The sequence below is a fragment of the Paenibacillus sp. GXUN7292 genome (assembly GCF_050864975.1).
Lineage (GTDB): Bacteria > Bacillota > Bacilli > Paenibacillales > Paenibacillaceae > Pristimantibacillus.
This window is the reverse complement of record NZ_JBOZWO010000001.1, coordinates 312,788-327,570: the sequence shown is the minus strand read 5'-3', so window position 1 is coordinate 327,570 and position 14,783 is coordinate 312,788. Positions and strand designations below refer to the sequence as shown.

General features: G+C 41.9%; 17 protein-coding genes and 4 tRNA genes. 9 read left to right on the top strand and 12 right to left on the bottom strand.

The annotated features are described in order from the left end of the window. Positions 1–93: 93 nt before the first annotated feature. On the bottom strand, positions 94–1,287 hold the full coding sequence (locus ACRRU2_RS01460; protein ID WP_432499729.1) for an MFS transporter: 1,194 nt from the start codon (positions 1,285–1,287) through the stop codon (positions 94–96). A 287-nt stretch (positions 1,288–1,574) separates the two neighbouring features. Here ACRRU2_RS01460 and ACRRU2_RS01455 point away from each other — a divergent pair, with 287 nt between their 5' ends. Together ACRRU2_RS01455 and ACRRU2_RS01450 are read left to right on the top strand one after the other, a co-directional pair. Continuing rightward, the gene (locus tag ACRRU2_RS01455) at positions 1,575–3,044 is read left to right on the top strand and encodes an aminotransferase class I/II-fold pyridoxal phosphate-dependent enzyme (RefSeq protein WP_432499728.1); all 1,470 of its coding nucleotides are present in this window, start codon (positions 1,575–1,577) and stop codon (positions 3,042–3,044) included. An 83-nt stretch (positions 3,045–3,127) separates the two neighbouring features. Continuing rightward, positions 3,128–3,544 carry a DUF1885 family protein gene (locus ACRRU2_RS01450; RefSeq protein WP_331701757.1) on the top strand — a complete coding sequence of 139 codons (417 nt, stop codon included), beginning with the start codon at positions 3,128–3,130 and terminating at the stop codon, positions 3,542–3,544. Between the two features lie 57 nt (positions 3,545–3,601). On the opposite strand, the gene ACRRU2_RS01445 is transcribed toward ACRRU2_RS01450, so the two are convergent. Together ACRRU2_RS01445 and ACRRU2_RS01440 are read right to left on the bottom strand one after the other, a co-directional pair. After that, on the bottom strand, positions 3,602–3,922 hold the full coding sequence (locus tag ACRRU2_RS01445; protein WP_432499726.1) for a DUF1292 domain-containing protein: 321 nt from the start codon (positions 3,920–3,922) through the stop codon (positions 3,602–3,604). 111 nt (positions 3,923–4,033) lie between these two features. Beyond that, positions 4,034–4,603, bottom strand: coding sequence for a stalk domain-containing protein (locus ACRRU2_RS01440; protein ID WP_331701759.1), 570 nt, complete (start codon positions 4,601–4,603; stop codon positions 4,034–4,036). 314 nt (positions 4,604–4,917) lie between these two features. Here ACRRU2_RS01440 and ACRRU2_RS01435 point away from each other — a divergent pair, with 314 nt between their 5' ends. Beyond that, positions 4,918–5,631: an MBL fold metallo-hydrolase gene (locus ACRRU2_RS01435; protein ID WP_432499846.1), complete on the top strand. Its 714-nt coding sequence runs from the start codon at positions 4,918–4,920 to the stop codon at positions 5,629–5,631. Between the two features lie 105 nt (positions 5,632–5,736). Here the strand turns inward: ACRRU2_RS01435 and ACRRU2_RS01430 are convergent, their stop codons facing one another. Continuing rightward, on the bottom strand, positions 5,737–5,967 hold the full coding sequence (locus ACRRU2_RS01430; RefSeq protein WP_331701772.1) for a DUF3892 domain-containing protein: 231 nt from the start codon (positions 5,965–5,967) through the stop codon (positions 5,737–5,739). 384 nt (positions 5,968–6,351) lie between these two features. On the opposite strand from ACRRU2_RS01430, the gene ACRRU2_RS01425 reads away from it, so the two are divergent. Beyond that, positions 6,352–6,427, top strand: a tRNA-Val gene (locus tag ACRRU2_RS01425). A gap of 428 nt (positions 6,428–6,855) precedes the next feature. Here the strand turns inward: ACRRU2_RS01425 and ACRRU2_RS01420 are convergent. Further along, the gene (locus tag ACRRU2_RS01420; protein ID WP_432499725.1) at positions 6,856–7,092 is read right to left on the bottom strand and encodes an acyltransferase; all 237 of its coding nucleotides are present in this window, start codon (positions 7,090–7,092) and stop codon (positions 6,856–6,858) included. A 215-nt stretch (positions 7,093–7,307) separates the two neighbouring features. Between ACRRU2_RS01420 and ACRRU2_RS01415 the strand changes: the two genes are divergently transcribed. From ACRRU2_RS01415 to ACRRU2_RS01395, 5 genes are all read left to right on the top strand, one after another. Beyond that, positions 7,308–7,529 carry a DUF2905 domain-containing protein gene (locus ACRRU2_RS01415; protein ID WP_331701763.1) on the top strand — a complete coding sequence of 74 codons (222 nt, stop codon included), beginning with the start codon at positions 7,308–7,310 and terminating at the stop codon, positions 7,527–7,529. Positions 7,530–7,674: 145 nt separating this feature from the next. Beyond that, positions 7,675–7,983 carry a WGxxGxxG family protein gene (locus ACRRU2_RS01410; protein ID WP_331701764.1) on the top strand — a complete coding sequence of 103 codons (309 nt, stop codon included), beginning with the start codon at positions 7,675–7,677 and terminating at the stop codon, positions 7,981–7,983. A 173-nt stretch (positions 7,984–8,156) separates the two neighbouring features. Then, the gene (locus tag ACRRU2_RS01405; protein ID WP_432499724.1) at positions 8,157–8,408 is read left to right on the top strand and encodes a translation initiation factor 2; all 252 of its coding nucleotides are present in this window, start codon (positions 8,157–8,159) and stop codon (positions 8,406–8,408) included. Between the two features lie 395 nt (positions 8,409–8,803). Further along, positions 8,804–9,124, top strand: coding sequence for a hypothetical protein (locus ACRRU2_RS01400; RefSeq protein WP_331701766.1), 321 nt, complete (start codon positions 8,804–8,806; stop codon positions 9,122–9,124). Between the two features lie 358 nt (positions 9,125–9,482). Continuing rightward, positions 9,483–10,469: an S-layer homology domain-containing protein gene (locus ACRRU2_RS01395; RefSeq protein ID WP_432499723.1), complete on the top strand. Its 987-nt coding sequence runs from the start codon at positions 9,483–9,485 to the stop codon at positions 10,467–10,469. 151 nt (positions 10,470–10,620) lie between these two features. Here ACRRU2_RS01395 and ACRRU2_RS01390 read toward each other — a convergent pair whose 3' ends face one another. The 7 genes from ACRRU2_RS01390 to ACRRU2_RS01360 all read right to left on the bottom strand — a co-directional run bounded on the left by ACRRU2_RS01390 (position 10,621) and on the right by ACRRU2_RS01360 (position 14,783). Continuing rightward, positions 10,621–11,298 (bottom strand): uracil-DNA glycosylase, encoded by a 678-nt coding sequence (locus ACRRU2_RS01390; RefSeq protein WP_432499722.1) that lies wholly within the window; start codon positions 11,296–11,298, stop codon positions 10,621–10,623. A gap of 293 nt (positions 11,299–11,591) precedes the next feature. Continuing rightward, positions 11,592–11,680, bottom strand: a tRNA-Leu gene (locus ACRRU2_RS01385). 18 nt (positions 11,681–11,698) lie between these two features. Continuing rightward, positions 11,699–11,775 (bottom strand) — tRNA-Ile (locus tag ACRRU2_RS01380). A gap of 37 nt (positions 11,776–11,812) precedes the next feature. Continuing rightward, positions 11,813–11,889 (bottom strand) — tRNA-Met (locus ACRRU2_RS01375). Between the two features lie 164 nt (positions 11,890–12,053). Continuing rightward, on the bottom strand, positions 12,054–12,221 hold the full coding sequence (locus ACRRU2_RS01370) for a hypothetical protein (RefSeq protein WP_331702668.1): 168 nt from the start codon (positions 12,219–12,221) through the stop codon (positions 12,054–12,056). A 158-nt stretch (positions 12,222–12,379) separates the two neighbouring features. Continuing rightward, positions 12,380–13,891, bottom strand: coding sequence for an ABC transporter substrate-binding protein (locus tag ACRRU2_RS01365; RefSeq protein WP_432499721.1), 1,512 nt, complete (start codon positions 13,889–13,891; stop codon positions 12,380–12,382). Position 13,892: 1 nt separating this feature from the next. Further along, positions 13,893–14,783, bottom strand: coding sequence for an ABC transporter ATP-binding protein (locus ACRRU2_RS01360; protein WP_331702666.1), 891 nt, complete (start codon positions 14,781–14,783; stop codon positions 13,893–13,895).

Genomic DNA, 14,783 nt, shown 5'->3' with positions numbered 1-14,783 from the left:
ATACTAGAGATTGAAAAAAAGTCAGACCTAAGTCTGACTTTTCACTAAGACCGCTATATAATTGAGAACAACATTCACTGCTTAAAGGTTGCTTTACTTCGATGCAGCCAATTGGCGGTGTTGATCCGCGCGCACAAAACCGAGTACGAGCAGAAGTGCAAGCGCACATAAAATGCCGCCTACCAAATATGGCAAGCCAAGCTCATAACCAATTTCATAAGTAAACAATATGGACCCTAATAGCGGACCGAGAATTCTGCCAAAGCTGTCCATCGAAGAGCTTAGTCCAGAGGCGACACCTTGGCCAACCGTCGTTTTTTGCGTAATTAACGACGTTACACAAGGCCGGATTAAGGAGTTCCCGATTCCAAATACAACGAGAGACAAAATGGTCCACCATAAGGAATGAGCGAATATGAGCATAAAAAATCCGACTGCTGAAAAAATAAGCCCCGCACTAATGAATAGCGGCTCCTGGCCTTTCTTGATCATTCGGCGAACGACGCCTCCCTGTACAAGCGCGCCTACCAAACCAACCACGAAAAATAATAAGCCAACTTGTCGAGGCGTTACATCAAAGCGACGCATACCGAAAAATTGCAGTGTCGCCTCCATTCCTGCTAAAGTGAATGTTACAAAAAAAGCGAGCACGTATAAATATTTAAGCGGTCCTTGAAATGCTTTCCAGCGCGATACAGCTTTCTCAGAAGCCTTCTTGCGCTGTTCAGGCGGCAAAGACTCCTGCAGCTTAATAAACGCCATTACAAACGTTAAGAGCGTAAATATGGCAGCCGCGAAAAAAGGCGTGTTAAGAGAAACAACGCTTAATAAACCACCTACACCAGGCCCGATCGTAAAGCCGAGCCCGATAGACATTCCTACAAGCCCCATTCCTTTCGTACGCTGCTCAGGAGGCGTGATATCTGCTACATAGGCAACGATAACGGAAGCTACAGCACCAGAGAACAAGCCGCCTAGCGCTCTTGAAATATACATCATCGTCAAGCTTTCGCCCGCCAAGCCGAATAGCAAAAAGCTGACAGAAAAACCGATCAGACCTGTTAAAATAATTTTTCTTCTGCCTATCCGGTCAGATAAATTGCCCCAAAGAGGCGATAATAGAAAGGACACCGCAGAATATAATGCCAGCATTCTCCCTGTATGTAGTTCAGCCCCGGTCGGATCAGCTTTTTGTATGATTTCCGGCATAACTGGAATTATAATACCGAAGCCAATAAATGTAATCATTAATATTGCCATTACAATGATCATACGACTATTTTTCATTCGTAATATCCCTCCATTATTTCATCGTACCATATTCTACTACTTTACAGGTTTGAACATTTCAAGAACAAATAAACCGCTTCCTGCATAACTAATTATTTCATTTTATGTAAACGCTCAAACACGATGATGTGCAGTCGTCTGGCGGTTTAATCGACTATTCGGACGAAAGAATGCCGCGAATTTTTACAAGCTTTCCTTTTTCAAAAAAAGACGCTTGCATTCCCCTTCTTTTTTGCTATACTCTACTTTGTTTGTACATCTGATGAAAGGCAGGGATGCTGGCGATGGATCACAATAAAACACCGCTCTTCACTGCGCTTCGCAAGCATGCGGAGCACAATCCCGTGCAATTCCACATTCCGGGACATAAAAAAGGGGTAGGAAGCGACCCAGAGTTTAGAGCATTTATCGGAGACAATGCGTTGTCAATCGATTTAATTAATATAGCTCCACTCGATGATCTGCATCAACCGACAGGCGTTATAGAAGAAGCCCAAAAACTTGCTGCACATGCTTTCGGTTCCGACTATACTTATTTTTCTGTACAAGGCACAAGCGGCGCCATCATGACAATGATACTTACAGTCTGCTCACCCGGCGATAAAATCATTGTCCCGCGCAATGTGCATAAATCTATTATGGCGGCGATTATTTTTGCCGGCGCAAGACCGGTATTTATATCCCCTGCTCGAGACAGCAATCTGGGCATCGATCATGGCATCACAACCCGTTCGGTAAGACGCGCCATTGAACGCCATCCGGACGCCAAAGGTGTACTTGTCATTAATCCTACTTACTATGGCATTTGCGCTAATCTTAAGGAAATTGTAGACCTGGTGCATAGCTATGACATTCCAGTGCTCGTTGACGAAGCGCATGGTGTGCTCATACATTTCCATGATAAATTACCGATGTCGGCCATGCAAGCAGGCGCTGATATGGCTGCAACGAGCGTCCATAAGCTGGGCGGTTCGATGACGCAAAGCTCTGTTCTCAATGTAAAAAGCGGAAGAATTAACCCGCAGCGCGTCCAAACGATTATAAGCATGCTGACTACAACTTCGACTTCCTATATTTTGCTTGCTTCGCTGGATACATCTCGCCGCAATCTGGCTTTGCACGGCTATGAAATTGCGGAAAAAGCTATAACGCTTGCAGAATATGCCCGCCAAGCGATTAATAAAATTCCTGGCCTGTACAGCTTTGGCGAAGAAATTCTTGGCGATGAAGCTACTTATGATTACGATCCGACCAAAGTGACGATCCATGTAAGACATTTAGGCATTACAGGCTATGAAACCGAAAATTGGCTGCGCGATCATTTCAATCTCGAAATTGAAATGAGTGATATGTATAATATTTTGTGCTTAATTACGCCTGGAGATACCTCAGATTCTGTTGGAATGCTAATCGAAGCACTTACAGCCTTGTCAGCGGCCTTCTTCGAAGGCGCTGAAGCACGCGAGCTCGTTGTGAAAATACCTGAAATCCCTCAGCTTTCACTAACGCCCCGCGATGCTTTCTATGCGGAAACAGAAGTCATCCCGTTTCGGGAATCTGCCGGCAGAATTATTGCCGAATTTATCTATGTGTATCCGCCAGGCATTCCTATTCTGCTTCCGGGCGAAGTAATTTCCCAGTCCAATATCGATTACATCGTCGATCATGTTGAAGTTGGCTTGCCTGTGAAAGGTCCTGAGGATCGCAGCATAGAATTTGTTAAGGTTATTGTAGAAGAAACAGCCATTTTCTAAATCAGCGGATCTTGAAGCGTTAAATTGGTAATGTTATTGTAAACATTACCAATTCATGCTAATATGGGGCTGGGGTGATCGAAGTGAGTCAGAGCGCATTTATTAAACTTGTGCAAGGTTCTGTGGATTTCGATTTAACGACTGCTGCTATTCAGAGCAAGCTTAAGCAATATTGCGATCAGGCTGCTCGAACCGGTGAACAGCTGGGCTGGAATTACGCTGACGCCGCCTTCCCTTACACGATAGTAGAATCTGAGGATGAACGCTGGTTTTATCTTAAGGGAGCAACCGCACACTACAACCATATTATTATGGGCATCGGCAATGCAGAGTGCTCGCAAGGAAATACCGTTCCGTGCATTCAAGTCGTTTTACCCAAAACAGCCACGCATGGCGACAAAGGAAAAGCTAATGAGTATTCTAAATATATGGCAAAGCAGCTGCAAGCTGAGCTGACTTTGTTCAATGGCCGGACTATTTATTATAATCCGCGCAAATAAAAGGGATGACCCATGTATGCTGCATGGGACATCCCTTCTTTTACTTTTATAGAAAGCCTATTGCTCAAGGCCTTCATTTTCTTTGCGCGCAATTTCTTCGTAAATAGCTGCAACGCGATCCCATTCTGCATCATCTTCAATGCCTACAAGGAATGCTTCGTCATTTTCTTCCTCGATACGGAAAATTACTCCGTCCGCTTCTGGATCTTGACGATCCAACAATACTGCATATACATTCTCTTCGGATTCAAATGTATAAACCATAACCATCTCACGCTCTTGGCCTTCGTCGTCTGTTACGATAAATACATGCTCCTCATGCTCATGATCATGATCATGTCCGCAGCCGCAATCTGCACCATGCTGATGCTCGCTCATGCAAGAAAACCCCATTTCATTTGTTATGTACACAGCTTATCCTAACACGTTAAATATATTCGGGTCAAACTGCACGGCAGGAAAGAACGCCATTTTTCTTCGAGCACTAGCTTATCTTGATGTGATCACTTTTTCTGAAACAGCGGTCCAATCATCATTCGCAGACATCTTCATAAAAAACTTAATCGTATACTTGCCGGCTGTTTCAAAGCGGTAATCAATTTCTTCAGTTACAAACCAGAAATTATCATTCTTTTGATTAACCGATTCAGTTTGAATTACTCTTTCCTTGCCCTTTGGATCAAAAATAGATACTTTAACCGCAGCTATGTCGGTTTTCAAATTATCGATTTGTGAAAACACATGAAACTTGTAAGAGCCTCGGTCTACAATTCCAAACGAATTTGAGCTTTTGCCTTGAAATACAAACATATGTACATTCGGCTTATAAATGACCGCAGCTTTTTTATTGCTGTCCCACTCGATTAGCGCTTGGAACGAGCTCGCAAGCTGTCTGAGCGGCAAATATGTTTTTCCTTCTATTAATGCTCCATCATCACCAAGCTCAGAGCCATTGAAAATTACACTGACTTTATTGGCAGCTGTATTAGCAAAAATCATACTGCCACCCCATACGCTTAAAAGCAATACTGCAACTGCTACTTTCTTCTTCATTGACATCTATGCAAGCCCTCCGTCCAAATGTTCTCGTCGTAGATGTATACTGCATTTCAGTCATAAAGTTGCGCCGTTCAACGCAAATAGTTGTTCTTTTTTAATAGAGATTTTTTTATACTACATTAACGAAAATTTTGATAAACTTCGCTATATCTCTGTCACAACCTGTTGAAATATGCGCTTGCCTGGGAAATATAACAAGCAGATGATTGATTATTTCCAAAAATATCATTATTATTTACATAAGCTATATAAGCAGCTTTTTTTATTTCATTTCTAATTACTCGGTTATTGGAGGCTGTGTATTGAACATTCAAATGGTTGGCACGGGCAGCGCCTTTGCCAAAAAACATTATAATAATAATGCATTAATAAAAAGCGGCGGCAAAACCATATTGCTCGATTGCGGAATTACATTGCCTCATGCGCTTTACGAGCTAGGTTATAATTTCGGTCAATTAGATGCTGTGCTTATAAGCCATATTCACGCAGATCATGTTGGCGGATTAGAAGAACTTGCTTTTCAAATGTTATTTAATTATAACCGTAAGCCATTATTGTATATTGCCGAGCCACTTATTTCGCCTTTATGGGAGCATACACTGCGCGGCGGCCTTACACAGGGTGAGCTTACTTCATTATCTGATTTTTTTGAAGTAAGACCCCTGAAGCCGAATGAATATGCGCCTCTGACCGAAGAGCTTTCCGTCATGCCAATTCAGACAGCTCATATTCCGGGAAAACCCAGTTATTCCTTTCTTATTAACGACCGTTTTTTTTATTCAGCAGATATGCAGTTTGACAGAAAGCTGCTCGAATTACTGCATGAACAAGGCGTCGAGACGTTCTTTCACGACTGCCAGCTAGAACCTCCCGGCAATGTGCATGCATGCCTGGACGAGCTGCTTACACTTCCTGAAGCGATACAGCAAAAAATGTGGTTAATGCATTATGGCGATGCCATTAGCGAATATATAGGAAAAACCGGCGCAATGCGTATTGTTGAACAAGGAAAAATGTATAGCTTTTAAAATTAGCCGCTATTTAGCGCAAGTTAGCATGTTAGCAAGTTAGCGCAAGCAAAAAAGCTGTCACGCTTTGAAGCGTGACAGCTTTTTCGTTAGTAAAACCGAACGTTAAAATGAGGGCAAATTGTCTAAATTGTTCGATGGATCGCCGTCTGCATCTCCGCGAATATACAATTCGCCGTCGCGGCCCTTGAAAAGATTAACGCCGCTAATATTTCCTGCATTTACTTCCTGCTTCGCCTGGTCATAATCCAGTACTCTTCCGCTGCACGTTTTAAAAGCTGTCAAATCGCCGTCGCCATTTTTTTGTACAGCTACAAAGCTCTCCCGCTTGCCCATTCTATTCTCAATGAAATCATGTGCCATTTATGTCATCCTCTCTTGCTGTCATTGTCAGTATGCAGATGTAAAACCATTGCCTGACACCTTTAATATTGTCCATTTTCAAGCGGGCTATTCATCATCACTTTGCGAGCTGGAACGAAAAAATCGCACTGTCGCTGCAATGACAATTACAATTAATACAAACATCCCACCTAGCCACACAACTAGCTCCACGACTTGATCTGCCATCTTATTCCCGCCTCTCATTATATTTCTATCAAACTATGCGCAACATGCATTGCTCATAACCTTAAAATAATGAATTGGTGAGAAAATGAGATGAATATATTGACAATGCCTTTTCAATTTGCTATATTAATATTTGCATCTGCATAATATGATCTGATAGCTCAGCTGGGAGAGCACCATCTTGACAGGGTGGGGGTCGCAGGTTCGAACCCTGCTCAGATCACCATAACTTAGAAGCTGAAAGCCTTGATACTCAAGGCTTTTTTTGTTATATAACAGATGATTGAAATATATAGTACAGATAAGATTTTCGCAATTGTTGTAAAATCGATGTGAATATCCACTCCCAACGACGCGATGTTATTTGCGGTGCGGTCATCCATGACCGTTAGAACCAAAAAAACAGTCTTTTTGTTGCATATGTGGACATTTATGTCCTTTAGAAGAAAATTCCTTCGAAATCTCTAGCTTTTTACCCGCTAACGGAAATTTCCGTCCGTTAGAAAGTAGAAGTTGATGAAAAATGAGCGCTAACGGTCATTAGTGTCTGCATCATAAGGATCAATTCGAGCTCAACACACTTATTCACAATTTTAACTAATGCATTATTGCCTAAGCTAAGAAAAAAGCACCGATCAGGGTGCCTGAGCTGCATTACTTTTCTATAGATTTTATCTTAATGGCAGGAACGCCAGCATATAATGAGTCCGGCTCACAATCTTTAGTAACAACCGCTCCAGCAGCAATAACGCAACCATCACCAACGGTAACACCTGGCAATATTGTTGCTCGAGCTCCGATCCAGCAGCCCTTTCCGATAGTCACTGGCTTGCGATCAGATTCACCGGCTCGTTTTGATGATACCGCCAAGCGTTTCTGCTTGGCTCGCAATATAAATGACTTCTTTTAATATACTCTACTTCAAGAATATTCCTTTACGACTAACGGCATAATATTTCTCGGAGGTGAGCTGCACATGAAATGTGTCTACTGTGAAAACTTGCAGCAAATAAAAGGAAGAAAACACCAATGTTACATATGCGCCATCGTTAGAGCCCGTTAACAGGTTATAAAACAACATCCTTCAACAAAGGGGCTGAGATGTATTGAATGGCATTCCGAAATTGCTCATGATAGCCGGTATCGTGCTTATCGTTATTGGATTAATTTGGGCTGGTTTAGGGAGGTTTATAAACCTTGGGCGTCTCCCTGGTGATATAGCAGTCGAAAAAGGAAGTGTAAAGTTTTACTTCCCCATCGTCACTTGCATAGTTATAAGCATTGTATTGTCAATTATCGCTTATATAGCTAGATGGTTTTTTAAGTGATACTATATCAGGTAATAATCCAGTAAGTGGGTATCATAGGAGGTAATCATTGGGCGGGATTTTTCATTTCTAAGTCTAAGAATATTTTTCAAAACAACGGAAACCTTAAAAAAGTACGAAAATAATAATAAGGAGGATTATCGTTTTGAAAAAAATATGCTCGTTTGCTTTTACCTTTACTGTGTTATTATCTTTACTGTCAAGCCCCGCCTATGCACTGGACAATAATCAAACGAATGTTATCCAGAATATTGATTTAACCACCCACCAAATGAACAATTACAAATCAAGCGATGGTGGAATGGATGGATACAGAGTAGATGGAAGATCTAACATAAATAATTACCGTACATCTGCTGTAGATAACAATAGAGGTACTAATTGGAGCTGGATTGGATTGCTTGGTTTAGCTGGTTTGTTCGGATTAAGAAACCGAGAAAGAGAACGTTCCTAACAAATGATTTTAACACCCCCTTTATCCAATGGGGGTTTTTCTTATTATGGAATATTTGTTGCTTAGCTAAAGCGGTTTGCAATTTGAAAAGCACTGCTGCTGCTCTTCTAAAAATCGTTACGGTGCATATATTACATTAGGCTTTTCATTATCTATTAAGAAAGGGATTATATATGAACCGCAATAATAATGATTTAGATCAGTTAGATAAAGATATTCTAATCGCCAGAATTGCTTTCATCGGATCATCAATCACACTGCTTGGTGATGGTTTATCTGCTGTTGCCGCCGGGCTTGCTTTAGAAGTGTTAGAAAACCCAAGCGAAACAAGATTTCAAAATCATACATTGCAGATAGACTCTACTCAAAAACAGTTAGACTATTATATAAACGAATTAATAAAAATTAGAAAAGTGATCAGATAAATAAATGAATTGCTGTGGCTTCTGCTGCTAACTGCCTAACGTCCATAGCAACTATCTATTCTCATGTGTATGTTATGCTTCCCCCTCCCCTCTATTAATGCCATCATTCCATCAGCAAAATCTATTGGTTCTTTATTCTTGTTACTTTCTATTGTAATTATCGCCCCCCAGGCTTATTCTTCGGGCTTTTTGGGACAACCCTCAAACAAATATTAGATAACCCTAATCACTTTTGAATTGGGTGATAAAAACGCCCCTAGGAGCGCTGCTTCATAAACTTTATTTCACTTTATTAAATAATCTGCAGCTTCAGCTTTCTGCTGCAATGCGTCCATTGGGTATTTTTCAACTATTGTTGAGCACACTATACAAAATGAATGGTGTGGAGGTTCGCTATGACTGAAAAAGATGGTTTTATCGAAGAAGAACGAAATGAATTTACTGATCTTGCTACAGTTGAATCTCAACGCAATGACTTAATCGCTGAAGAATTCCCTGAAGGTCCTTATGGTTCGACCATTAATGCTGAAAAATTAGGAAAAAGTACGCCATGGCGCATTGATCAACGCTCCCCTAATGCATTTGATTATGAAAACCGAGAACTTCATGCAGGAATGGAACGTGAATATGAAGGTGACCAAGGTCAAGGCAATGCTGCGCTAGATACTTTCAGAGAACCTGACGATGATAGTCTTGTTGAAGGTGAGGAGGGTTAAAACCCTCCTTATACCTGCTCTTGCATCGAGTTAATTTATATATAGTCAGCGATTTGATTGAAAACTCCTCAATAATCTCCGGATCGATTCCGTAGCATTTTTTAAAACCTTCCATGTCCAGATCATACTACATCCCTGGCTGTTCTATTTTGTCCAGCATGATGCTCACAATTTTCTCCGTAATCAACGCATTCCTATTCTCGTCCGGCTTGCTAGATAATAATATACGCGAGAGATTAATAGCCGATTTAGAGGCGTTACTCAAAGGCAGCATTTTTTATCTCTTTTCTTGCAACCTATACATTGACAGAAACGTCTATAAAACAAACGCTGCACAATCGATAAAAGAGGTGAAATTATGAAAACTAAAAGATTTTTTCTGTTAATGATGGCACTAATGCTTACTCTCGTATTTACTCAAAGCGCTTCAGCATTCACAGACGTAACAGGACATTCGCAAGCTTCTAAAATTAATGAATTGCAGAAAAAGGGGATTTTAAGCGGCAATGGAAAGGATCAATTCATTCCAAACCGTTCTTTAACCTATGCCGAAGGAATTTCCTTACTAGTTAAAGCTTTTGATATTAACATCAACCATATCCGTTTTGTCAAAATGCCTGAAGCGACAGATTCCTTCCCTAATCTGGACAATGACGCCTGGTATGCAGATGCTTTTATCAAGGCATTCTATAACGGGTTGGATATTCCGAAAGATGTGAAAGCCAATGATCTTATGACGCGCGAACAATTCGCACATCATTTGTTCAAAGCTGTTATTAAGCAAGGCGACTTTGCCTTCATAGAACTTTATATGATGTTTGAGGATCATGATAAAGTTTCTGAGCCGTATCGAGACAGCGTGCAAAAGGTGCTAATTTCTAAATGGATGACGCTGGACAAAGATTTCTTCAACCCTTCAGAAGCTATTACTAGAGGCGATGCAGCAGGTGCTGTATATGATGCTATCGCTTTTGTAGAAAAGAACAAAGCTTTGCAGCCTGTGTCTCCATTAGATAATGTACGCCTCGAAAAGACCGCTATTAACGATGAGGTTAACAAAATAACTATTCACGCAACTGTTCCGCATCCGGGATATGGAATGAAGATCAATTCCATTTCATTCGAGGGCAAAACAGCCTTCATCCTGGTAGAGCCTGTAATGCCTGATCCTGATAGAGTTTATCCTCAAGTTATTACTGATATAAGTGTAGATACGTTTATCAGTTCCGCATACAAGGCTGAGCTTATTTATGCTCAAGCTTCTTCTGATACGAGCGACTCCAGCTCCAGCAGTTCAAGCGGAGGCGGCAATTCGGGTCATTCAAGCGCAGCAGCGGCGCAATAAACACTAGTGTACTTGTTTCAAAAATCGACTTTAACAACTGTTACAATAAGAAAAGCCGGCAAGAGAGCAGACCCCAAAAGGGACTTTCCTCTAGCCGGCTTTTAATTTTTTATATCGTTAAGTTTTAATAGCATAAACCCAAATAGCTCATTTATACATTAAGCAAGCGCCAATCAATCTCTGTTTGTCCATGCTGTCTCAAAAATTGATTGGCTTTTGAAAAAGGCTTGCTGCCAAAAAAACCGCGATGCGCAGACAACGGACTAGGATGAACGGACTCAATGATGCAATGCTTATTGGCATTAATCATTTTTTTCTTCTCTTGCGCATGCTTTCCCCATAACACAAATACTACCGGCTCCTCGCGATCATTCAACAATTCGATGATGCGATTTGTAAACTGTTCCCAGCCAATCCCTTGATGCGAGCCTGCTTGCCCATCTTCGACTGTCAAAACTGTATTCAGCAGCAGCACTCCCTGCTTTGCCCAGGTGTCCAAGCAGCCATTCTGCGGCGTCTCGCAGCCTATATCGCTAGCAAGCTCCTTAAAAATATTGCGCAGCGATGGCGGATGCTTTACGCCCTCCATGACAGAAAAGCTCAAGCCATATGCCTGTCCAGGTCCATGGTAGGGATCCTGGCCAAGAATGACAACCTTAGTTTCAGCAAATGCAGTCAAATTCAAAGCATAAAATAAATGGTCTTTTTTAGGGTAAATAATCTTTTCCTCATAGCTGCGTTCCAGTTGCTCTGTCAAAGCAGCCATATACGGCTTATCCTGCTCTTCTGCAAGAATTTGCCTCCAATCTCCTTCAATAGCAGATAACATTGCAAATTACCTCCAGCACTATCTTCAAAGTTATGATTCTATTATTATATCACATACTTTTCACGTTTTAGAAACTGTGTCGAATGCTAGGAGGGTATCGATTAATTGTGGATCGACAGCTTCGCTAGAATCGCTATTATGTCCTACAATCACCAATAGCGTTCCAACTTGATACTTTTCATAACCGACAAAAAAAGTCCTGCATGCTGACTTGCAGCATACAGGACTTTCTTTCAACCTTTTCTCTCTTAGCAGATCTGATCTATGTCGCTTCAATACATTATGTATTCAAATGGTGCCGAGGACCGGGATCGAACCGGTACGGTAGTCACCTACCGCAGGATTTTAAGTCCTGTGCGTCTGCCAATTCCGCCACCCCGGCAAAGGAATGACTATAAAGTGGTGGGCCCTGAGGGACTCGAACCCCCGACCAATCGGTTATGAGCCGACCGCTCTAACCAACTGAGCTAAGGGCCCTTAAAATAAGGTTATGTAAATTAGATCATTTTAAGGTTGGTTGCGGGGACAGGATTTGAACCTGTGACCTTCGGGTTATGAGCCCGACGAGCTACCGAGCTGCTCCACCCCGCGTCATCGTTCTTAAAACTTTTTGTAAATGGCGACATCAATTAATATACTATAGATCGATATATACAGTCAAGCCTTTTTTCAAAAAAAATATTGGTAAACTTTTTGGATGATTTTTAGTGGGTATAATCAGCATTAAACTTATCGTTTTTGAACGCCTTAAATTATTATGTTTTTAAAAATCTTACTCCGTAACGGCCCTTTCTTGAACGGAATATTTCGATTTCACGAGCCTGTTCAAAACCATACAGCCAGCCGTCATTTTCCATCCTGCGCGCTAAGCAGCCGGCTTGAAATTTTGTTTCGTATAATCGGATCCAGTAAACCCACTTCAAGCGTATCCCTCTCTTTCACAGCTGTTCATTTATATAATTCCCCCGGATATTGCACTGCATACTCTTCAGACATATAAAAAAATCAAAAAGGCTCGTCAGTGCGCCTTATAGACACTGACAAGCCTCTTCTAATATTATAAGTGCTTTCGAGTTAACAATTAATACATAGGTCTAGGCATCGGCATCACGCCTATACCGCCATCACCTTCTGTAGCTGTACGTTCAAGCGCGGCATTGCCTTTCGTTTCCCATTCCGCAAGCGCCTCTTTGGTGTCTTTATCGCCAGCTATGACCTGCTGGAACAGCTCATAGCCATAGCCTTGCGCTTCCCATATGCCCGGTTTTTCACGATAAATTTTTTCGTCATTGTTAGTAACTGGAGGATAAGGGCGCAATGTAGTAAAGGCGTCCAAATTGTACTGCAAACCGCCAATCGGCTGTAGGAATTCTTTTCTGGCTGCCATCTCGTACAAGCTTCTTGATTTGATCTTAGCCCAATCCTTGCCATTAATAAATTTAATGAAGTCCCAAGCTCCTTCTGGATTTTGAGCACGGGCATTAATGCCCATCAATTGATTAAGGCTGATATTTCCACCAACGCCTGGTGTCGACGGATCGGTAGGAAGTGTTACAACATCCCAGTCCACCATTTCAAAATCTTTGATTTTTGAAGCATTATCGCCTATTTTTTTCAGCTCATTAATATAGTAGTAATCAGAAATCATCATGCCTACTTTTCCAGTTACGAACAGATCTCCGTAAAAAGGATCCTGAGCACCGGATTCATTTTGCTTTTCGTAGTACAAGTTCATATATTCCTGATTGGGAATAACTTTATCCTTGTGCAATGAAATTACCGTATCCCACACCTGCTGCCATTGCGGGCTGTTAATGAGCATTTTGTCAGCATTGTCATCCCACATGCGCAGTTGCAAGGCGTTGCTGTAGTAATTGATATCGCTGAATCCATCCGATACCCAACGATTAAAGGAGAAGCCAAATTGACTGTCTAGTCCTTCGCCTTTAGCCAATTGGCGGGCCTTATTAAACACATCATCCCAAGTCATTTTATCAACTGGCGGCTCAATATTTGCTTCGGCGAACATTTTTTTGTTATAAAATAATGCGGAAGAAGAGAACGTTGGCGTTAGGGCATAAAGATTATTGTCGCCAACTGATTTAATGCCTTCGATAACAGTTGGAACGTAATCGCTAATATCAAATTTATCCTGCTGAATAAGCGGATCAAGCGGCTTCAGCAGATTATCCTGCGTCAGACGGCGCAGCAAACCGAAATCCAGTATAACGACATCTACAGGATTGGCGCCTGTAAGCATCTCCTTCATCTTCTCATATGCATCCGGCTGCTCAACCGGCTTGCTTGGATCAGATTGCTGTTCAAATCTTTGATCATCATAGTTAACCGCGCCTACGAATTCAAAGGTTACATTTTTGTTCATGATTTCATACGTATCTGTGTATTGCTGGCGCATATATGGCTCATTATCAGAGCCGCCATACAAATACCCGATTCGAACGACGGTATTCTCATTACTCTTGCCGCCTGTTCCCTTGCTGCAGGCACTTAATAAACTGACGATGAATACTAGCGTTAATCCAATTACAATTGCTTTACGCCATCCTTTTAAACTTGTTTTTGACTTCCCCATTTTATTCTCCTCCTATTTTTTTGGGTGAAGAAATAATTATTCGTTCACCGTCAAACTCCATCGTCGCTTTATCTTTAATTTCAAGAGCGGCCAAGTATTCCTTTGGCACCTGCAGCCTGCCTACGCGATCAACCACAACATATGCTTCGTGTACTTCCTGCAAGCTGCCGCCAACGTTCTGCTGCGCAAAAGATAAATTAGAATCCAAATTGGTATTGCGTTTAATAAATTCTGTACTTGTCAGTCCATCTCGAATGGCGACCACCCGATCCACCTTGCTAGCCAGAGACAGATCATGCGTAACGATAACGATTGTAATGCCCAGCTCGCGATTTAATCGTCTGAAAATGCCCATAATAAGATCCGAAGTTGCGGTGTCAACCGAGCCGGTCGGCTCATCCGCAAGCAGAAGCTGTGGACGGTTCGACAAGGAAATAGCGATGGCAACCCTTTGCTGTTCCCCCCCGGATAGCTGATGCAGCTTATTATGCATGCGCTCCTTCAAGCCTACCCATTCAAGCAGCTGCTTGGCATATTCCCGGTCCATTTTGCCTGACAGCATCATCGGCATTTCCACATTCTCGAGAGCAGTAAGATACGGAAGCAGATTGCGTGCGTTATTTTGCCATATAAACCCTACTGTATCCCGTTTATATTGCACTAAATCTTCCTCTGAAATTTTCAATAAATCCCACTGGCCTACTTTTACGGTACCAGCGGAAGGGCGGTCCAAGCCGCCCAGTGTATTCAGCAGGGTCGATTTTCCGCTGCCGCTGTTTCCAATAATAGCCATGAGCTCGCCTGGTTCAACCTTTAGATTAAGCCCTTGGAGAGCAACGACCTCCAAATCATCCGACTTGAATATTTTGACTAGCCCTTCACATTCAATCAT